This window comes from Streptomyces liliifuscus, from assembly GCF_016598615.1.
In the GTDB taxonomy this organism is placed as follows: Bacteria; Actinomycetota; Actinomycetes; order Streptomycetales; family Streptomycetaceae; genus Streptomyces; species Streptomyces liliifuscus.
On the sequence record NZ_CP066831.1, the window covers coordinates 9,349,240 to 9,370,115 of the forward strand.

Sequence of the window (20,876 nt, forward strand, 5' to 3'; positions counted from 1 at the left end):
CGGGGCTCCCGAGGCCTCCCCTCCCCGCGTCCCCGCATCCCTGACCTCCGGACGTTCCTCGTACCGAGATTGGTGTGGCACCAGATGTCGAACGACCAGAAGCTCCTGGACTACCTCAAGCGGGTCACGGCCGATCTGCACGCGACCCGGCAGCGGCTGCGCGAGGCCGAGTCGGAGGAGCACGAGCCGATCGCGGTCGTCGCCATGGGCTGCCGCTATCCCGGTGACGTGCGGACTCCTGAGGACCTGTGGCGGCTCGTCGCCGAAGGCGGTGACGCCATCACGGAGTTCCCGGACGACCGGGGCTGGGACTTCGACACGCTCCTCGGCGGCGACACGGGCGCCGTCGGGAGCACCTACGTGGCACGCGGCGGCTTCGTCCACGACGCGGCGGAGTTCGACGCGGACTTCTTCGGGATCTCGCCGCGTGAGGCCCTCGCCATGGATCCGCAGCAGCGGCTCCTGCTGGAGCTGGCCTGGGAGACCAGCGAGCGGGCCGGCATCGATCCGCACAGCCTGCGCGGCGCGTCCGTCGGCGTCTTCGCGGGAACCAACGGCCAGGACTACGCCGACCTCATGGACCGTTCGCCGCAGGACACGGAGGCATACCTGGCTACCGGCAGCGTGGCGGCCGTGGTCTCCGGCCGCGTCTCGTACGTACTCGGCCTGGAAGGGCCGTCGGTGTCCGTGGACACCGCGTGCTCCTCCTCGCTCGTGGCCCTGCATCTCGCCTGCCAGGCACTCCGGCAGAAGGAGTGCGCGATGGCCTTTGCGGGCGGGGTGACGATCATGTCGACGCCCGGACCGTTCATCGCGTTCAGCCGGCAGAGCGGCCTGGCGTCGGACGGCCGGTGCAAGGCCTTCTCCGACGACACCGACGGCACCGGCTGGGGCGAGGGTGCAGGCCTGCTCCTGCTTGAGCGGTTGTCGGACGCGCGGCGCAACGGCCACGAGGTGTTGGCCGTCATCCGCGGTTCGGCGTTGAACCAGGACGGTGCGAGTAATGGTCTTACGGCTCCGAATGGTCCGTCGCAGCAGCGGGTGATCCGTCAGGCGCTGGCGAATGCTGGTCTGACGGCGGCCGAGGTGGACGCGGTCGAGGCGCACGGTACGGGTACGACCCTTGGCGACCCGATCGAGGCGCAGGCGCTGCTCGCCACCTACGGCCAGGACCGAGACGAGGACCGTCCGCTCTGGCTGGGCTCGATCAAGTCGAACATCGGGCACACCCAGGCGGCTGCCGGCGTCAGCGGCATTATCAAGATGATCATGGCCATCAGGAACGGGGTGCTTCCGAAGACCCTGCATGTCGGTGAGCCGTCGAGTCATGTGGACTGGTCTGCGGGTGCGGTGGAGTTGTTGACGGAGGCGCGGGAGTGGCCGGAGGTGGGGCGTCCGCGGCGGGCGGGTGTGTCGTCGTTCGGTGTGAGTGGTACGAACGCGCATGTGATCGTGGAGCAGGCGCCGGTGGAGGAGCCTGCGGCGGAGGTTGTTGCGGAGCCTGATGTCCAGTCGGGCGTCGAGTCGGGTGTGGCTGGGTTGACGGTGCCGTGGGTGGTGTCGGGCAAGTCGGCGGTGGCACTGCGCGCGCAGGCGACGCGGTTGCTGGATCAGCAGATGTCCACGGGGTCCACTGCCGTGGACGTGGCGTTTTCGTTGGGTGCGTCGCGGGCTGGGCTGGAGCATCGGGGTGTGGTGTTGGGCTCCTCGCGCGAGGAACTGCTCCGGTCGCTGGAGGTGTTGGCGACCGGCGCCGAGGCGCCCGGGGTGGTGTCGGGCCGCGTCGTGGACGGCCGGCTGGCGTTCCTGTTCACGGGGCAGGGTGCTCAGCGGGTGGGCATGGGCCGGGAGTTGGCCGCGTCGTTCCCGGTGTTCGCGGAGTCGCTGGAGCGCACGTGTGACCTGTTGGACGTCGGCTTGGAGGACCTTGATCTTCCGCTGCGGGAGGTGTTGTTCGCGGAGCCGGAGAGTGCTGCGGCTGGTCTGTTGACGCGGACGGTGTATGCGCAGGCTGCGTTGTTTGCGGTCGAGGTGGCGCTGTTCCGCCTGATCGAGTCGTTCGGTGTGCGGCCGGACTTCGTGGCGGGGCACTCGGTCGGGGAGATCGCGGCTGCGCATGTGGCCGGGGTGTTCTCGCTGGAGGACGCGGCGATGTTGGTGGCGGCTCGTGGGCGGTTGATGGATGGGTTGCCTGCGGGTGGGGTGATGGTGGCGGTCCAGGCCACCGAGTCGGACGTACGTGAGCTGCTGGAGGGTGTTGACGGCGCGGGTATTGCGGCGGTGAACGGGCCGCGTGCGGTGGTCCTTTCGGGCACCGAGGCTGCGGTGCTGCCGGTGGTGGAGGCACTGCGGGAGCGCGGGGTGAAGACCAAGCAGCTCCAGGTCAGTCACGCTTTCCACTCGCCGTTGATGGAGCCGATGCTGGACGACTTTGCTGCTGTGGTGGAGGGGTTGACGTTCAACGCTCCGTCGTTGGGCGTGGTGTCGAACGTGACCGGTGGCATCGCGTCGGCGCAGGACCTCTGCGCACCGGGGTACTGGGTGCGGCATGTCCGTGAGGCGGTGCGTTTCGGCTCCGGTGTGGAGGCTCTTCTGGACGCGGGTGTGTCGTCGTTCGTCGAGCTGGGTCCCGACGGTGTGCTGAGCGGAATGGCTCGTGAGTCGCTGCCGGAGGACTCGGATGTGGCGTGCGTACCGGTGATGCGTCGGGACCGCGACGAGGTACGGGAGTTCCTGACCGGTCTGGCCCGGCTCAATGTCCGGGGCGTGCCGGTGAGTTGGGAGCCGTTGACGGCTGGTGGGCGTCGGGTGGAGCTGCCCACGTACGCCTTCCAGCGTGAGCGGTACTGGCTTGAGGGTGGCTGGTCGGTGACCGATGCGGCCGGGCTGGGTCAGTCGGCCGCGGATCACCCGCTCGTGGGCGCGGTGGTCGGGATGGCCGAGGGCGAGGGCGTCGTACTGACGGGGCGGCTGTCCCTGAAGTCGCATCCGTGGCTGGCCGATCACACCGTCGCCGGCGTGGTGGTGTTCCCGGGGACCGGGTTCGTCGAGTTGCTGGTGCGTGCGGGCGACGAGGTCGGCTGCGGGCGCATCGAGGAGCTGACCCAGGAGGCCCCTCTCGTCGTGCCCGACCGTGGCGGCGTACAGGTGCAGGTCCTCGTCGAGGCGACGAACGGGTCCGGGGAACGGCCCGTCGCCGTGTACTCGCGGGTGGAGGGTGCGGACGAGGATGTGCCGTGGACGCGGCATGCCAGTGGTCTGTTGAGTCCTTCGGAGGCGTCGGCCGGGTTCGAGCTGGCGCAGTGGCCGCCGGCCGGAGCGGAAGCACTCGACGTTGAGGGCATGTACGAGCGACCGGAGTCCGGCTTGGTCTACGGTCCTCTGTTCCAGGGCTTGACCGCCGCATGGCGCAAGGGTGACGAGGTCTACGCGGAGATCGAGCTGCCCGCCGAAGCGGTAGGGGAGGCCGCCCGTTTCGGCCTGCATCCCGCACTCCTCGACGCTGCCCTGCACGCTCTCGGCTTCTCGCCCTCCTACGAGGAAGAGGAAGAGGACGGCACCGTGGCCCGACTCCCGTTCTCGTGGTCGGGGGTGTCGTTGTTTGCGGTGGGTGCGTCGGTGTTGCGGGTGTGTGTGCGGCATGTGGCGCGGGATCGGGTGTCGTTGTGGGTCGCTGATGGTGCGGGTGTGCCGGTGGCGGTGGTGGAGTCGCTGGTGTTGCGGGCGATTTCGTCGGCTCAGGTGGGGGCTGCTGGCGGGGTGCCGGTGGTGGCTGGTGGTGGGTTGTTCGAGGTGGTGTGGTCGCCCGTTGCCGGTGCTGCGGCCGACGCGGGCGGTGTTGGAAGTGGTGTGAGTGGTGGTGCGCCGGGTGTGCTGGTGCTGGAGGGTGAGCGGTTGGGTTTGGCGGGCGCGGAGCTGGAGCGTGTGCTGGCCTGGTTGCAGGAGTGTGTGTCGGGTGTGGGGGGTGCTGGTTCTCGTGTGGTGGTGACGCGGGGGGCGGTGTCTGTGGGTGTGGGTGGTGTGGTGGATGTGGTGTCGGCTGGGGTGTGGGGGTTGGTGCGGTCGGCGCAGGCGGAGCATCCGGGTCGGTTTGTGTTGGTGGATGTGGGTGTGGAGGGGGATGTTGAGGCGGGTGTGCGGGCTGCTTTGGCGTCGGGGGAGGAGCAGGTCGCTGTCCGTGGCGGTGAGGTTTTCGTTCCTCGTCTGACGCGGGTGGCCGCGGGTGGTGGGGTGCCGTCATGGGGTGCCAGTGCCAGTGCCAGTGCCAGTGCCAGTGCTGGTGGTGGTGGTGTGGTGTTGGTGACGGGTGGTACGGGTGGTCTGGGTGCGGTGGTGGCCCGGCATCTGGTGGTGTCGCATGGTGTGGAGCGTCTGGTGCTGCTGTCGCGGCGGGGTCAGGATGCGCCGGGTGCGGTTGAACTCGTTGCTGAGCTCGCGGACTTGGGTGCCCACACGGATGTGGTGGCGTGTGATGTGAGTGATCGTGTCGCGTTGGCTGCTGTGGTGGATGGTCTGGGTGTGGAGTTGTCGGCGGTGGTGCATGCGGCCGGTGTGGTCGACGATGGTGTGCTGGGTTCGCTGACGCCGGAGCGGCTGGATGGTGTGCTGGGTCCGAAGGCGGATGCTGCGTGGTATCTGCATGAGCTGACACAGGGGTTGGACCTTTCTGCCTTTGTGTTGTTCTCGTCGTTGTCGGGGACGGTGGGTGGTGCGGGACAGGCGAATTACGCGGCGGCGAATGCGTATCTGGACGGGTTGGCGGAGTATCGGCGGGGGTTGGGACTGCCCGCGACCTCGCTGGCGTGGGGACTCTGGGAAGAGACCGGGCGCGGGGGAATGACGGAGTCTCTCGGCGACACGGACCGCAGCCGTATGGCCCGCGGCGGAGTGCTTCCGCTGTCGGTCGAGAACGGCCTGGCGCTGTTCGACGCCGCGTTGGCGACGGACAGGGCGGCTCTCGCTCCCGCTCACCTGGACATCGCGGCTCTGGGTGCGCACACAGACGAACTGCCCCCGGTCTTCCGCGATTTGGTCCGTACACCTCGACGCCGTACGGCGGAGGGGCGGACGACCGGATCCGGCGGCGGCCTTGCCGATCGGTTGGTGGGGCTGTCGACGGAGGAGCGCCGGACGCTGGTGCTCGGCGTGGTGCGGGTTCAGGTGGCGCAGGTGCTGGGATACGCGTCGGCGGAGTTGGTCGAGCCGGGGCGCGCGTTCCAGGATCTGGGCTTCGACTCGCTCACGGCGGTGGAACTGCGTAACAGCCTCAGTGCGGAGGCGGGGGTGCGGTTGCCGGCGACGCTCGTCTTCGACTATCCGTCCACCGACGCACTGGCGGACTTTCTCCTCGCCGAGGTCTCGGGCGGAGCCGTCGAAACGGAACCCACGCGGCCGGTGTTCGCATCCGGCCGCGCGGACGACGACCCGATCGTCATCGTCGGGATGGGCTGCCGCTACCCCGGCGGAGTCCGTTCCCCGGAGGACCTGTGGCGGCTGGTCGCCGAGGGCCGGGACGCGATCTCCGAGTTCCCGACCGACCGCGGATGGGACCTGGACGCGATCTACCACCCGGATCCCGATCACGCCGGAACGAGCTACACCCGCGAGGGCGGATTCCTGCACGACGCGGGTGACTTCGACGCGGAGTTCTTCGGGATCTCGCCCCGCGAGGCCATCGTCATGGATCCGCAGCAGCGGTTGCTGCTGGAGACGGCCTGGGAGGCGTTCGAGCAGGCGGGCATCGTCCCCGCCGACCTCAAGGGCAGCCAGACCGGCGTCTTCGCGGGCGTTATGTACCACGACTACGGCACTCGGATCGTCGACATCCCCGAAGGCGCCGAGGGCTACCTGGGCACCGGCATCTCCGGCAGCGTCGTCTCCGGCCGTGTCGCCTACACGCTCGGCCTGGAGGGCCCGGCCGTCACGATCGACACCGCCTGCTCCTCCTCGCTCGTAGCCCTCCACTCCGCCGCCCACGCGTTGCGCCAGGGCGAGTGCACGATGGCCATCGCCGGTGGCGTGACCGTCATGGCCGGTCCGGACACCTTCATCGACTTCAGCCGTCAGCGCGGCCTGGCCGCGGACGGGCGTTGCAAGGCGTTCTCCGCCGACGCGGACGGCACGGGCTGGTCCGAGGGTGTGGGTGTCCTCGTGCTTGAGCGGTTGTCGGACGCGCGGCGCAACGGTCACCAGGTGTTGGCCGTGGTGCGGGGTTCGGCGTTGAACCAGGATGGTGCGAGCAATGGCCTTACGGCTCCGAACGGTCCCTCGCAGCAGCGGGTGATCCGTCAGGCGCTGGCGAGTGCAGGACTCTCGGCCTCTGAGGTCGACGCCGTGGAAGCGCACGGCACGGGCACGACCCTTGGCGACCCGATCGAGGCGCAGGCGGTGCTCGCGACCTACGGCCAGGGTCGGGACGAGGATCAGCCGCTGTGGCTCGGCTCCTCGAAGTCGAACCTCGGTCATACGCAGGCGGCCGCGGGTGTGGCCGGTGTGATCAAGATGGTGATGGCGATGCGGGCGGGTGTGCTGCCCAAGACCCTGCATGTCAGCGAGCCTTCACCGCACGTGGACTGGTCCGTCGGCGCGGTCGAGCTGCTGAGCGAGGCGCGGGAGTGGCCGCAGAACGGTCGGCCGCGCCGGGCCGGTGTCTCCTCCTTCGGCGTGAGCGGGACGAACGCCCACGTCATCGTGGAGCAGGCACCGCAGGACGAACCGTCCACCGGCGCGGCGGGCACGCCCGAGCCGCCGGAGACGGCCCGGACGACGGACGTCCCCGTGCCGTGGATCGTGTCGGGGCGCACCGAGGACGCCCTACGGGACCAGGCCCGACGCCTCCTCGCGCACGTCGGCCACTCCGACGATCCCGCTCCCCGCGACATCGCACGGGCTCTCCTGACCACCCGCACACTGTTCAACCACCGGGCCGCCGTTGTCGCCTCCGAGCGGCAGGACCTTCTCGCCGCACTCGAAGCACTCGCCGAAGGCCGCCCCATAGCCGGCCTGGTGCAGGGAACTGCCTCCGCATCGGGCAAGTTGGCCTTCTTGTTCACGGGGCAGGGTGCTCAGCGGGTGGGGATGGGCCGGGAGTTGGCCGTGTCGTTTCCGGTGTTCGCGGAGTCGTTGGAGCGGACGTGTGACCTGTTGGACGTCGGCTTGGAGGACCTTGATCTTCCGCTGCGGGAGGTGTTGTTCGCGGAGCCGGAGAGTGCTGCGGCTGGTCTGTTGACGCGGACGGTGTATGCGCAGGCGGCGTTGTTCGCGGTCGAGGTGGCGTTGTTCCGCCTGATCGAGTCGTTCGGTGTGCGGCCGGATTTTGTGGCGGGGCATTCGGTGGGGGAGATCGCGGCTGCGCATGTGGCCGGGATTCTTTCGCTGGAGGACGCGGCGACGTTGGTGGCGGCACGGGGCAGGTTGATGGATGTGTTGCCTGCCGGTGGGGTGATGGTGGCGGTCCAGGCCACCGAGGATGAGGTGGGCGAACTCCTGGACGAGGTGCAGGACGTCGGTATTGCGGCGGTGAACGGGCCGCGCGCAGTGGTCCTTTCGGGCAGCGAAGCCGCGGTCGCCCCGGTGGTCGAGGCGTTGCGGGAGCGCGGGGTGAAGACCAAGCAGCTTCAGGTCAGTCACGCTTTCCATTCGCCGTTGGTGGAACCGATGCTCGACGACTTTGCCGCTGTGGTGGAGGGGCTGACGTTCAACGCTCCGGCTCTCGGGGTCGTGTCGAATGTGACCGGTGGCATCGCGTCGGCGCAGGAACTCTGCGCACCGGAGTACTGGGTGCGGCATGTCCGTGAGGCGGTGCGTTTCGGCTCCGGTGTAGAGGCTCTTCTGGACGCGGGTGTCTCGTCGTTCGTCGAACTGGGTCCCGACGGCGTGCTGAGCGCGATGGCTCGCGAGTCGCTGCCTGAGGACTCGGATGTGGCCTGCGTACCCGTGATGCGTCGGGACCGCGACGAGGTACAGGAGTTCCTGACCGGACTCGCCCGGCTCAATGTCCGTGGCGTTGCGGTGGGTTGGGAGCCATTGACGGCGGGCGGCGGACGCCGGGTCGAGCTGCCCACGTACGCCTTCCAGCAGCGTCGGTTCTGGCTGGAGGCCGGACAGAAGGCCACTGATGCCGCCGGGCTTGGTCAGTCGGTGGCGGATCATCCGTTGGTGGGTGCGGTGGTCGGGCTGGCGGGTGGTGATGGGTTGGTGCTGACGGGGCGGCTGTCCTTGAAGTCGCATCCGTGGCTGGCCGATCACACCGTCGCCGGTGTGGTGCTGCTACCCGGCACGGCCTTCGTCGAGCTGGCGGTGCGTGCCGGTGACGAGGTCGGTTGTGGGCGGTTGGAGGAGTTGACGCTGGAGGCGCCGTTGGTGGTGCCCGAGCGTGGTGGCGTACAGGTGCAGGTTGTGGTGGAGGCGGCGAACGGGGCCGGGGAACGTCTGGTGGAGGTGTACTCGCGTCCCGAGGACGGCGACGAGACGCCCTGGACCCGACACGCCACCGGTGTACTGGCGGCCGATGCACTGACGCCCGAGTTCGAACTCACGGCATGGCCCCCCACCGCCGAGCCGGTCGACATCGGGGACTTCTACTCCGAACTCGAGGCGCGGCCGGACGGGTTGGTCTACGGGTCGGTCTTCCAGGGGCTCAAGGCCGCCTGGCGTACCGAGGACGGGATCGATGCCGAGGTGGAGCTGCCCGAGGACGCGGCGAAGGACGCCGGCCGTTTCGGTCTGCACCCGGCCCTCCTCGACGCGGCCCTGCACGCCGTCGGTCTCGCGGCCGCCCACGAGGGCCGCGACGAGGACGGGATAGTGGCCCGACTGCCGTTCGCCTGGACGGGAGTCACGCTGCACCGGTCGGGAGCCACCCAACTGCGGCTCTCCCTGGCCCGTACGGGCGGCGACACGTACCGTCTGCGGATCGCCGACGCGATGGGCGCGCCCGTTGCGACCGTACGTGAGCTGGTGCTCCGCGGGATCACCGCCGAACAGCTCGCGCAGGCGCGCACGGACCGTCCCGCATCGATGTTCCGCCTGGACTGGGTGGCTCAGCCGCCCGCCGTTCAGCAGAGCACGGGGGAGTGGGCCCTGGTCGGGCCGGACCCGTACGGCCCGACAGCGCTGTCGGCCGTCGGCCTTCCCACGGAGGGATCGCTTCCCCTTGCCCGGTACGACGACCTCGACGCGCTCATCGCGGCGCCGGCCGCATCCGGAGACGACACCGAGTCCGGAACCGACACTCCGGACGTCGTGCTCCTGTCACTCATCGATGCCCATGCCGGTGCCCATGCCCATGCCGACATCGCCGGCGCTGCCGACAGCGACACCGCCACCCCTCGCTCCGCCGCTCACCAAGCGCTGCACGCCGTGCAGACCTGGCTGAGTGCCGAGCGCTGCGCCGAAGCCACCCTCGTGCTGATGACCCGCGGTGCGACCGCCGTCTCCGTCGACGACGCGATCGACGTGGACGCGGCTGCCGCCTGGGGACTCGTACGGTCTGCGCAGTCGGAGCACCCGGGCCGCTTCGTCCTCCTGGACTCGGACGGTTCCGAGGCATCCGCCCAGGTACTCCCCGGAGCCCTGGCGAGCGAGGAGCCGCAGATCGCCCTGCGGGAAGGTGTCGTCCACGCCGCACGTCTCGTACGGGTGCTCGACACAAGCCCCGACACAAGTCCCGAGTCGAGCCCCGAGCCAAGTCCCGCGGCCGGTTCCGATGCCGGTCCGGACGCCGGTCCCGATGCCGAACGGCCGCCGGCCGCCGCCGTCTTCCACCCGGACAGGACCGTTCTCGTCACCGGCGGTACCGGTGCGCTGGGTTCCCGTCTCGCCCGGCACCTGGCCCGCGAGCACGGCGTACGGCAGCTGCTGCTGGTGGGACGCCAGGGGGCACGTGCCCCGCACACCGCCGACCTGGTGGCCGAACTCGCCTCCCTCGGCGCCCGGGCGGAGGTGGCCGCGTGCGACGTGGCCGACCGGGACGACCTGGCGGCTCTCCTCGCGGCGATCCCGGCGGACCGTCCCCTCGGCGCGGTCGTCCACGCCGCGGGCGTGCTCGACGACGGGCTGGTCGACGCGCTCACGCCGGAACGGCTCGACGCCGTACTGCGGCCGAAGGCGGACGCGGCCCGGCATCTCGACGAGCTGACCAGGGACGCGGACCTCTCCGCCTTCGTGCTGTTCTCCTCCGCGGCCGGCACGTTCGGCAGTCCCGGGCAGGCCAACTACGCGGCGGCCAACGCCTACCTCGACGCGATGGCCGTCCGGCGCCGGAGCCAGGGGCTGCCCGGCCTGTCCCTCGGCTGGGGCCTGTGGGAGGCGGACGGCACCACTTGGGAGGCGACGGGCAGCGGTGACACGAACCGCGGTATGGGCGGCCGCCTGAGCGGCGGCGACCGCGCACGTATCGCACGCGGCGGTGTCGGCACGTTCACCACCGAACAGGGACTGGCCCTCTTCGACGACGCCTGCGCCGGTACGCATTCCGCCGTGCTGCCGGTCCTGCTGGATCTGCGGCCCCAGGACGACGTACCGCACCTCCTGAGGTCCCTGGTGGCCGCGCGCCGCAAGGGAGCGGCCACGGCCTCCCGGCACGGGGGCCCCGCAGAACTGCGACGGCGGCTCGGCGCGGCGTCGCCGGAGGAGCGGTACGAGCACCTCGTCCAGCTGGTGCGGTCCTGCACGGCCGTGGTGCTGGGACACCGCGGTCCGCAGGACGTCGACCCCGGTCTCGGCTTCCTGGAGTCCGGCTTCGACTCGCTCACCGCGATGGAACTGCGCAACCAACTGCACGAGGCCACCGGTCTGCGGCTCGCGGCCACCGCGGTGTTCGACCACACCACACCCGCGGACCTCGCCCGGCATCTGGCCGACGAACTCGCCGACGCGCTCGCCGCGACGGACACCACGGTCGACGCCGGTGACGGCGGTGACGGCGGGGCTGCCCGCCGGCCGGCGGAGGACGACGCGGCGGACACCCTCAGTGCGTTGTTCCGGAGCGCGGTGAGGGACGGACAGGTGACGAAGGGCGTCGGGCTGCTGCGTGCCGTCGCCGAACTGCGCCCCTCCTTCAGCAGCGCCGCGGAGTTCGGTGACGACCTGCCGGTGCCGGTCCGGCTGGCCCAGGGACCACGCCTGCCCCGGCTGTTCTGCTTCGCCTCGCCGATGGCGATGGGCGGGGTGCACCAGTACGCCCGGCTGGCGGCCCACTTCCGCGGGGTACGGGAGGTGTCCGCGCTGCCCATGCCCGGGTTCGCGGCGCAGGACCGGCTCCCGGAGACCGCGGACGCCGTCGTGGAGGTCTTCGGGCGCAGTGTCCAGGAGGCGGCGGGCGACGACCCGTTCGTCCTGCTCGGCTACTCGGCCGGCGGCATCTTCGCCCACGGCGTCGCGTCCTGGCTAGAGTCCGCCGGCCGTCCGCCGGCCGCCGTGGTGCTGCTCGACAGCTACCGCGCCGACGGCGGGGCGGACCTCGACGGCGACTTCTGGATCAGCATGGTGGAGGGGCTGTTCGCACGCGAAGAGGTCTTCGGCCGTTTCAACAGTGCGCGGCTGTCGGCCATGGGCCGCTACGCCCGGCTCGTCGGAGAGGTCAAGCCGGTGGACATCACGGCGCCGGTGCTGTTCGTCCGGCCCGAGAAGTCACTGACCGCGGGTGACGCGGACGGGGGCGAAGGCCCGGACGACTGGCGTGCCTCCTGGGACACGGCGGACACGGTCCTCGAAGTGCCCGGTGACCACTTCGGGATCGTCGAGAGCCAGGCGGACCTGACGGCCGCGGCGGTGGAGGAATGGCTCACCGACCGGCTGTGACTCCGGGGCCCTGCCGCCCGCGCGGCTGAGGGCCGCCCCCGCCCCGGGGCGGCCCTCAGCCACGTGTCCGCCCGCCACCGCCTTCTCAGCGGACCTGCGCACCTCGCGTTTCCGTCGGCCCCCTCACACACGTCCGGCGCGGTCCCCTCACACACGTCCGGGGCGGTGCGGCGGGAAACCGGCCCGGAGCCGTCCTCCCGCCGCACCGCCCCGGAGGGGACGGCACGGCGTCGTACACCCGCCTCAGACGGTCCGCTGGGCCCCCCGCACCCCGATGAAGACCCCGCGGTCCGCGTAGCCGTCGGGTCGGTACTCCACCGCGCACCCCGCCGACCGGAACGCCGTCTCGTACTCCTCGCGGGAGAACAGCGACAGTTCCTGCTCGTCCACGAAGTGCCGTACCGGATCGGATCCCGTGGCGACGAGATAGTGCATCTCGACGTGGCTGCGTCCGTCCCTGGTGGTCCAGCGGCCCATCCGGACGACCTTGCCGCCCTCGTTCTCGAAGCCGGCCTCCACGAGGTCGCCGCCGTTCCAGTCCTCCCGCAGGATCCAGGGTTCGACGATCAGCACCCCGCCCGGACGCAGATGGTGCGCCATGTTCTTGACGGCGGTGAACAGATCGTCCGCCGACGCCAGATAGCCCACCGAGCTGTACATCGAACAGACCACGTCGAAGGTCCGCTCAAGGCCGAAGGTGCACATGTCGTCCTGGAGCAGGGGCACTCCGGGAAGCTTGGCGGAGGCGATACGGATCATGGGCGGGGCGAGATCCACGCCGGCCACGTCGAAGTGCTTCCGCAGATGGGCCAGATGCTCGCCCGTGCCGCAGCCGACGTCCAGCAGACTTGCTGCGTCCGGACGGTATTCGAGGGCCAGTTCGCGGATGCGGTCGGCTTCACCGGCGTAGTTCTTGTGCCGTCGGTAGATGTCGTCGTAGACGTGGGCGAAATCCTCTTCGTACATGGGTCACCTGGCCGGGGTTCGGGCGCTGACACAGCGCCGGACGATGTCGCAGACCTTGTCGATCTCCGACGGCCCGACGGCGCTGCCCGTCGGGAGGGCGAGTACCCGCTCGGCCAGTGCCTCCGCGCGCGGCAGGGGCCGCGGGGCGTGCCGGGCGGGATCACTCCGGTAGGGCTCCACCTGATGGCAGCTGGGGTGGAAGTAGCGGCGGGACAGTACGTTCTGGGCGCCGAGCGCCGCGTGCACCTCGTCGCGGTGGATGCCGGCGGCCGAGGCGTCGATCTCGATCACCAGATACTGGTGGTTGGCACGCTCGCCCTCGGCCTGGCCCCGCACCCGTACGCCGGTCAGTCCTTCGAGGCCCTTCTCGTAGCGGCGGTGGTTGAGGGTGTTGATGTCCATCAGCTCGTCCATGACCTCCAGGGAGGTCAGTCCCATCGCGGCCGCCGCCTCGTTCATCTTGGCGTTCGTGCCGCCGGACCTGATCTCACCGCTCGCGGTGATGCCGAAGTTGCGCAACTCGCGGCAGCGTTCGGCGAACTCGGCGTCCCGGGTGACGATGGCGCCGCCCTCGAAACTGTTGACGAACTTCGTGGCGTGGAAGCTGTACACCTCCGCCGCACCGAAACCGCCGACGGGCCGGCCCTTGTAGGTGCAGCCGATCGCGTGGGCCGCGTCGAACAGCAGCGGCAGACCGTGCCGGTCGGCGATATCGGTGAGTTCGTCCATCGCACACGGATAGCCGAAGACATGGACTCCCATGATTCCGCGGGTGCGTGGACCGATCAGCGCCTCGACCTCGGACGGGTCGAGGTTTCCCGTCCTCTCGTCGGCATCGCAGAAAACAGGAACAATTCCTATCCAGTCCAGCGCCGCCGCCGTGGCCACCCAGGTGAAGGCGGGCACGATGATTTCGTCGCCGCCCCGGATTCCCGCGGCCCTGGCCGCGACCTGGAGACCGACCGTGGCATTGCACACGGCGACACAGTGACCGACTCCTGCGACTTCGGCGAGTTTCTCCTCGAATTCACGGACCAGTGGGCCGTTGGTGAGATAGAGCCGGTCGAGCGCTCCGTCCAGTCTCTCCGTCAGGCGCGCGCGACTGCCCATATTGGGGCGACCGACGTGCAGGGGCTCGCGGAACACAGGCGAATCATTCACCTGTTCATCGTTCCTTCAACCGGCCCCTAGCCTCAACCCCTGCGGCCGTTCACCCGTGGCGACGGCCGACCCCGCAAGCCCCTAACCACCCCCCTAAGGGGCCCCAGTCCTGCTGGCCCGGCCGCCTCGCCGGAGCTAGCGTCGGGTGCAGCCTGCCGGTGAGCGTGACACAGCGCCAAGGCAGCCGCTGTGAGCGCGAAGATCCAGTCGAACTCGACCGAAGCCTTCCCCGGCGAACTCCGCGGAACTCCCCGACGAGTTCCACGGACCACCCGACGAGTTCCGGCGAGATCGATGAACCCTCGATGAGTTCCGCATGGCCGCCGCCCAAAAGGAGACCCTCGTGGCCGAGACATTGTCGACGCCCCTGCCCACCCGTTCCGGCGACGAGTCGCTCGCGGTCCGTATCGCCACGTCGGTGAGTATCGTCGACAAGGGCGCGCTCCACAGCCTTGCCGAATTCCATGCCTGGTTCGCCGAGCGCGGTAAAAAAGTGGCCCGTGTCCACAAGATGCCCCTCGATGAGCTCGCCGGCTGGAGCACCGACCCCGACACCCACAACATCGGGCACGACAGCGGGAAGTTCTTCAGTGTGCAGGGACTTTCCGTCGAACTGCCCGGGGCGCCGATCCCTGCCTGGTCACAGCCCATCATCAACCAGCCGGAGATCGGAATTCTCGGAATTCTGGTCAAGGAATTCAACGGCGTCCTGCACTGTCTGATGCAGGCCAAGATGGAGCCGGGCAACCGCAACGGCCTTCAGCTCTCCCCGACGGTCCAGGCCACCCGGAGCAACTACACACGGGTGCACCGGGGCAACGCCGTACCGTACCTGTCGTACTTCCAGGACACCTCGCAGCACAGTGTCATGACGGACGCGCTGCAGTCCGAACAGGGCTCGTGGTTCTTCCAGAAGCGCAACCGGAACATGGTCGTGGAGACCGACGAGGACGTCGAGCCGCACGAGGCGTTCATGTGGCTCACCATCGGTCAGCTGCACCGGCTGCTCGCGATCGACGACCTGATCAACATGGACACCCGGACCGTGCTGTCGTGTCTGCCGTTCTCCGGGTCCCGGCTCGCCGAGCAACTGCCCGGGCCCGGAAGCGAACTACGGCTGCCCATCCTGCGTTCGTGCAGCGAGGACCACGGCAGTCTGCACAGCACCGGCGACATCCTGAGCTGGATCACCGACGCCCGTACCCGGCACGAGGTGAGCACCCGGCTCGTGCCGCTGCGTGAGGTGGAGAACTGGCGGCGCAGCCAGTACGCGGTCTCCCACGACACCGGCCGGTTCTTCGACGTCATCGGTGTGCACATCGAGACCGACGGCGACCGGGAGGTGCGCGAGTGGACCCAGCCCATGATCGCGCCCGCGGGCGTCGGCATCGTGGCCTTCCTCGTCAAGCGGATCGAGGGTGTCCTGCACGTCCTGGCGCACGCCCGCGTCGAGCCCGGCTATCTGGACGTCGTGGAGCTCTCGCCCACGGTCATGTGCACCCCGTCGAACTATGAGGGTCTTCCTCCGGCGGCCCGGCCGGCCTTCCTGAACCACGTGCTGTCCGCCCGCCCCGAGCAGGTGCTTTTCGAGACGATCCTGTCCGAGGAGGGCGGCCGGTTCTACCACGCCCAGAACCGCTATCTCATCGTCGAGTCCGACATCGAGGTCACCCCCGAACCGGCCCCGGACTACCGCTGGATGGCGCTCCACCAGATGGTCGGCCTGCTCCGGCACAGCCACTACGTCAACGTCCAGGCCCGCAGCCTCATCGCCTGTCTGCACAGCCTCTCCGGAGCGCCGCGGGACCTCTGACCCTGGGCGGCGCGGGACCCCTGACCCTGCGCGGTGACCGCCGCACCACCTCTCTCCTCCCTCCTCCCTCTCCCAGGTCCCTGAAAGGGTGACGATGCTCTACCGGAAGCTCGGACGTACGGCACTGAACGTGAGCCCGCTGTGCCTGGGCACGCTCAACCTCGGCGTCCGCACCACGCGCGACGAGGCGTTCGCGCTCATGGACGAGGCTCTGGAGCAGGGCATCAACTTCTTCGACACCGCCAACCAGTACGGCTGGCAGGTCCACAAGGGACTCACCGAGGAGATCATCGGGGAGTGGTTCGCGCAGGGCGGCGGGCGGCGCGAGCGCGTGGTCCTCGGCACCAAGGTCAGCAACCCGATGAGCGACCTGCCCAACGACCAGGGGCTGTCGGCGCGTCATATCGTCGCCTCCTGCGAGGACTCGCTGCGGCGGCTGCGTACCGACTGGATCGATGTCTACCAGATGCACAACGTCGACCCGTCGGCCTCCTGGGAGGAGGTGTGGCAGGCCATGGAGACCCTCGTGCACCAGGGCAAGATCCGCTACGTCGGATCCTCCAACTTCGCCGGCTGGCACCTCGCCGACGCCCAGGCCGCGGCGGCCCGCCGCAACTTCCTCGGCATCGTCTCCGAGCAGTGCGTCTACAACCTCGCGACCCGCTTCGTGGAGACCGAGGTCGTGCCCGCCGCCGTGGCCCACGGCATCGGGGTCCTCGCCTGGTCGCCGCTGCACGGCGGGCTGCTCGGCGGCGCGCTGCGCAAGCTGGACGACGGGACGGCGGTGAAGACCGCGCAGGGCCGCGCGGCTCTCGCCCTGGAGACCCGGCGCGACGCCGTCTCGCACTACGAGAAGCTGTGCGCGGAGATCTCCCTCGACCCGGCCCAGGTCGCGCTGGCCTGGCTGCTGTCCCGCCCCGGGCTCACGGCGGCCGTCATCGGCCCGCGCACCGCCGCCCACCTGGCCGGCGCGCTGAACACCCTGGACCTGCGGCTTCCCGACGACGTCCTCGACCGGCTCGACGAGTTGTTCCCGCCGATCGGCAACGGCCGCCCGGCACCCGCGGCCTGGCTCGACTGACCCACGCCGGCACCGGCTGCCCCGCCCGGCAACGGGCAGCGGCCGCCTCTGAAGCCGCCCACCGGCGGCCGGTCCCGACCGCCCCCAACCGCGTTCACCCGCACCACTACCACCCCTACCCCGGGCCCGTACGGCCCCGCCGCGAGCCGTCGCGCACTGCGCGGCCCGGTCACGGCGCCCGCCGTCATGCCACACACCCTCCCGTCCCCCCTTCCACACGGAGCACGCCCCACATGTATCCCTCCCACGTCCGCCAGATGTCCACCGCCGCCCCCACCCACCGGCCGCAGGACCCCCTGCCGCACCTCCCGAGCGGCGGCGCACCCCCCGTGCTGATCAGCAGCGTCGCGTCCGACTCGCACACCTGGAACCTGGTCTTCCTGCAGCTGCTGATCGAGGAGCTGGGCCACGAGGTCGTCAACCTCGGGCCGTGCGTGCCCGACGAGCTGCTCGTCGCCGAGTGCCGCGACCGGCGCCCCGGTCTCGTCGTCATCAGCACCGTCAACGGTCACGGCTACCAGGACGGGATGCGCGTCATCCGCGAACTGCGCGCCTGCGAGGAACTCGACGGCATCCCCGTCGTCATCGGCGGCAAGCTCGGCGTCGCCGGATCGGGCCAGTCGCAGCAGGCCGCGGAACTGGCCTGGGCGGGCTTCGACGCGGTGTTCCCCGACGACGCGGAGGCGGTGTCCTCGTTCGCGCACTACATAAAGGCGCTTCCCCAACGGGTCGCGTCTTGACGGGATTCGGCGCCTTCGTACGTTCCGCCCACGAGCGGGGCGAACTGGTCGTGCAGCCCCGCATGGGCATGGGCGCCCCCGACGCGATGCGCGCGGGACTGGCCGCCACCCGGGCGGCGGACGCCACCACGGTCGGCACGCTCACCCTGGACAGTTATACGCGCGTAGGCGACCTCGACGCCGCCGCGAAGGCGCTGCAGTCCGGCATCGCCCTCAACGGCTATCCCATCGTCACCCACGAGGAGTCGACGACGCGTCAGGTCCTGGCCGGGATCGTCGGTGACGACTTCCCCGTCCAGGTACGCCACGGATCGGCGACGCCCCTGCACATCTTCGGCGCGCTGACCCGGGTGGGCCTGGACGCCACCGAGGGCGGACCGGTCTCCTACTGCCTGCCGTACGGACGCATCCCGCTCGACCAGTCGGTGAGCAACTGGGCCCGCTGCTGCGACCAGTTCGCCGGGCTGCGGGAGCTGGGACTCGAACCCCACCTCGAGACCTTCGGCGGCTGCATGCTCGGGCAGCTGTGCCCGCCCAGCCAGCTCGTCGCGATCAGCGTGCTCGAGGCGCTCTTCTTCCGGCAGCACGGCATCCGCAGCATCTCCCTCAGCTACGCCCAGCAGACCCACCCCGAACAGGACCGGGAAGCGGTACGGGCCCTGCGCCGCCTGCACACCGAGCTGCTGCCCGACGCCGACTGCCACATCGTCATCTACGCGTACATGGGCGTGTACCCGACCACTCCGGAGGGCGCCCACGCGCTCCTCGGGCGTGCCGCCGAACTGGCCGTCGCCACCGGGGCCGAGCGGCTGATCGTCAAGACGGCGGCCGAGGCGCACCACATCCCCACCGTCGCCGACAACGTGGCCGCCCTCGAACACGCGGCCGCCGTCGCCCGGGCGGCGCCCCGCCCCGCCGCGGTACTCCCCGCGGCAGGAGGGCCCGCCGCGGCCGGCGTGCTGCCCGCCGCCCCCGAGGACCACTCCGCCGACTCCGTGACGCACGCGGAGGCCCGTGCTCTCGTCGAGGCGGTCATGAACTGCGGGCCGGACATCGGCAGCGCCCTGTTCCGTGCCTTCAAGCGGGGATATCTCGACATTCCCTATTGCCTCCATCCCGACAACATGGGGCGCAGCCGGAGTTACATAGACGACACCGGTCGCCTGCGATGGGCGGACACCGGAATGCTGCCGCTGGGAAACACCGTGAAAACGGGCGCCGTTCGCGCGGTTTCCTCCTCCGAACTACTCACCGCGCTTTCCTACGTACAGCGGACGTACGACGCCCTCGCATTTCCCGAATCGGCGGGCCCGGCCCCGCTGTCCGGGCCTAGGGGTACCTAGGGGCCGGATAGGGGTCTGCTCCGCTGTGCCGCTCATCTAGCGTGACCGACGAGTCGAACTGTGAGGTGGTGTGAATGTCCAAACCCCCGAGTGCCAAGGGGACCGTGCCATTCGGTCAATACCGGACCTGGTATCGCGTGACGGGTGACCTGCATTCAGGCAAACCACCGGTGGTGCTGCTCCACGGCGGTCCCGGCAGCACGCACGACTACCTGCTGGCCATGACGTCCCTCACCGACGCCGGCTGGCCCGTGGTCCACTACGACCAGATCGGCAACGGCGGCTCCACCCATCTGCCCGACCGCGGCGCGGACTTCTGGACCGTCAAGCTGTTCGAGGACGAGCTGGACAACCTCCTCGACAAGCTCGGCATCGCCGACGACTACATCCTCTACGGCCAGTCCTGGGGCGGCATGCTCGGCTCGGTGCACGCCGCCCGCCGACCCGTCGGACTGCGCGGCCTGGTCGTCGCCAACGCGCCCGCCTCCATGAAGATCTGGCTCCAGGAGATGAAGCGCCTGCGCGAACTGCTCCCGGCCGACGTCCAGAAGGTGCTGACCGAGCACGAAGAGGCGGGCACCACCGACAGCGAGCCCTACTTCCACGCCATGCGCGCCTTCTACGACCGGCACGTCTGCCGGATCGTGCCATGGCCGCGGGACTTCGGCGCCACCTTCATGGAGATCTACAACGACCCCACCGTCTACTTCACGATGAACGGCCCCAACGAGTTCCACGTGATCGGCACACTGCGCGACTGGTCCGTGGAGTTCTGCCTGCCCGACATCGCCGTGCCCACGCTCGTCCTGACCGGCCGGCACGACGAGGCGACCCAGGCCACCGTGCAGCCGTTCCTCGACCTCGTGCCGGACGTGCGGCAGGAGGTGCTGGAGAACTCCAGCCATGTACCGCACCTGGAGGAGCCCGAGCGGTTCCAGCAGGTCATGCTCTCCTATCTCGAAAGTCTGGTGTGAGCCCACCATGGACACGACACAGCACGAACCGGGCGTGGACGGCGGAGCGACCGCCATGGTCTTCCCCGGCATGGGGCCCGCGTCGTTCGCCGAGGTCGGCAGGTTCCTGGTGACCAACCGACAGGTCCGCGAACTGCTCGCGGAGGCGGACGACACGCTCGGCTACTCGCTCGTGGACCGCTTCCGCGAGACCGAGGGCGACTACTCCGAGTACGCCCAGATCGCCTTCCTGGTGAACTGCGTGGCCCTCGCCCGCTGGGCCGAGCAGAACCTCGGCGTGAGCCCCCGGATCTGCACCGGGGCCAGCTTCGGCGAGAAGTCCGTCGCCGCCTACAGCGGCGCGCTCGCCTTCGCCGACGCGGTGCGCATGACGGCCGGGCTCGCCCGCTGCATGGACGAGTACTTCCGCACCGAACACACCGGTGTCGTGACCCACTCGTTCGTCCGCGCGCCCCGGGAGCGGCTCGACGAGATCCTCGCCGAACTCGACGAGCTCGGCGAATGGCACGAGACCTCCTGCCACATCGACCACGACTTCTTCATGCTCACCCTCCACGAGCGCAACAGCGCCTGGCTGGAGGCCCGCCTGCGGTCGGCCGGCGCCATGCCGCTCTACGCCATGCGGCCGCCCATGCACGCCGCGGCCTTCGGCGGCCTGCGCCGCAAGGCGGAGGAGGAGGTCGTCGGCGGCCTCACCTTCCACGACCCGGCACTGCCCGTCGTCGCCGACCAGGACGGGGCGCTGCTGACCACCGGCGAAGAGGTGCGCACGATGCTCCTGGAGAGCTTCGTACGCCCCCTGCGCTGGCCCGACGTCATCGCCTCCCTCCAGGGCCAGGGCGTCACCCGCGTCTGCGTCGCCGGACCCGACAGCCTCTTCGGACGCGTCGGGACCACGACCCGCGCCTTCGAGGTCCTCGCCGCCACACCGCGCCTCGCCCTCCAGCCCCGCCCGCGCAGCACCACCGCCGCGTAGGCACCCCAAGACCGCGTGCC

At 70.0% G+C, this 20,876-nt stretch carries 8 protein-coding genes and 2 pseudogenes; 8 read left to right on the plus strand and 2 right to left on the minus strand.

The genetic code is table 11. The features are described from left to right. Nucleotides 1–72 precede the first annotated feature (72 nt). Nucleotides 73–10,317: pseudogene (locus JEQ17_RS40455) on the plus strand (SDR family NAD(P)-dependent oxidoreductase); the annotation flags it as partial. Between the two features lie 351 nt (nucleotides 10,318–10,668). Beyond that, nucleotides 10,669–11,802, plus strand: a pseudogene (locus JEQ17_RS51055) (thioesterase domain-containing protein); the annotation flags it as partial. Between the two features lie 243 nt (nucleotides 11,803–12,045). Here JEQ17_RS51055 and JEQ17_RS40460 read toward each other — a convergent pair. Together JEQ17_RS40460 and JEQ17_RS40465 are read right to left on the minus strand one after the other, a co-directional pair. Continuing rightward, on the minus strand, nucleotides 12,046–12,768 hold the full coding sequence (locus JEQ17_RS40460; protein WP_200399872.1) for a class I SAM-dependent DNA methyltransferase: 723 nt from the start codon (nucleotides 12,766–12,768) through the stop codon (nucleotides 12,046–12,048). 3 nt (nucleotides 12,769–12,771) lie between these two features. Then, the gene (locus JEQ17_RS40465) at nucleotides 12,772–13,929 is read right to left on the minus strand and encodes an aminotransferase class I/II-fold pyridoxal phosphate-dependent enzyme (RefSeq protein WP_234048553.1); all 1,158 of its coding nucleotides are present in this window, start codon (nucleotides 13,927–13,929) and stop codon (nucleotides 12,772–12,774) included. A gap of 343 nt (nucleotides 13,930–14,272) precedes the next feature. Here JEQ17_RS40465 and JEQ17_RS40470 point away from each other — a divergent pair, with 343 nt between their 5' ends. The 6 genes from JEQ17_RS40470 to JEQ17_RS40495 all read left to right on the plus strand — a co-directional run bounded on the left by JEQ17_RS40470 (nucleotide 14,273) and on the right by JEQ17_RS40495 (nucleotide 20,856). Next, nucleotides 14,273–15,742: an NDP-hexose 2,3-dehydratase family protein gene (locus tag JEQ17_RS40470; RefSeq protein WP_234048554.1), complete on the plus strand. Its 1,470-nt coding sequence runs from the start codon at nucleotides 14,273–14,275 to the stop codon at nucleotides 15,740–15,742. Nucleotides 15,743–15,836: 94 nt separating this feature from the next. Continuing rightward, entirely contained in the window at nucleotides 15,837–16,823 is a 987-nt protein-coding gene (locus JEQ17_RS40475; RefSeq protein WP_200399874.1) for an aldo/keto reductase, read from the plus strand. 233 nt (nucleotides 16,824–17,056) lie between these two features. After that, complete coding sequence (locus JEQ17_RS40480; protein WP_234048555.1) at nucleotides 17,057–17,563, plus strand: cobalamin B12-binding domain-containing protein; 507 nt, start codon at nucleotides 17,057–17,059, stop codon at nucleotides 17,561–17,563. Continuing rightward, on the plus strand, nucleotides 17,560–18,906 hold the full coding sequence (locus JEQ17_RS40485; RefSeq protein ID WP_200399875.1) for a methylaspartate mutase: 1,347 nt from the start codon (nucleotides 17,560–17,562) through the stop codon (nucleotides 18,904–18,906). Before JEQ17_RS40480 ends, JEQ17_RS40485 begins: the two co-directional genes overlap by 4 nt. Nucleotides 18,907–18,980: 74 nt before the next feature. Next, complete coding sequence (locus JEQ17_RS40490; RefSeq protein ID WP_200399876.1) at nucleotides 18,981–19,880, plus strand: proline iminopeptidase-family hydrolase; 900 nt, start codon at nucleotides 18,981–18,983, stop codon at nucleotides 19,878–19,880. Between the two features lie 7 nt (nucleotides 19,881–19,887). Further along, nucleotides 19,888–20,856, plus strand: a complete 969-nt coding sequence (locus tag JEQ17_RS40495; RefSeq protein WP_200399877.1) for an ACP S-malonyltransferase — start codon at nucleotides 19,888–19,890, stop codon at nucleotides 20,854–20,856. Nucleotides 20,857–20,876 lie beyond the last annotated feature (20 nt).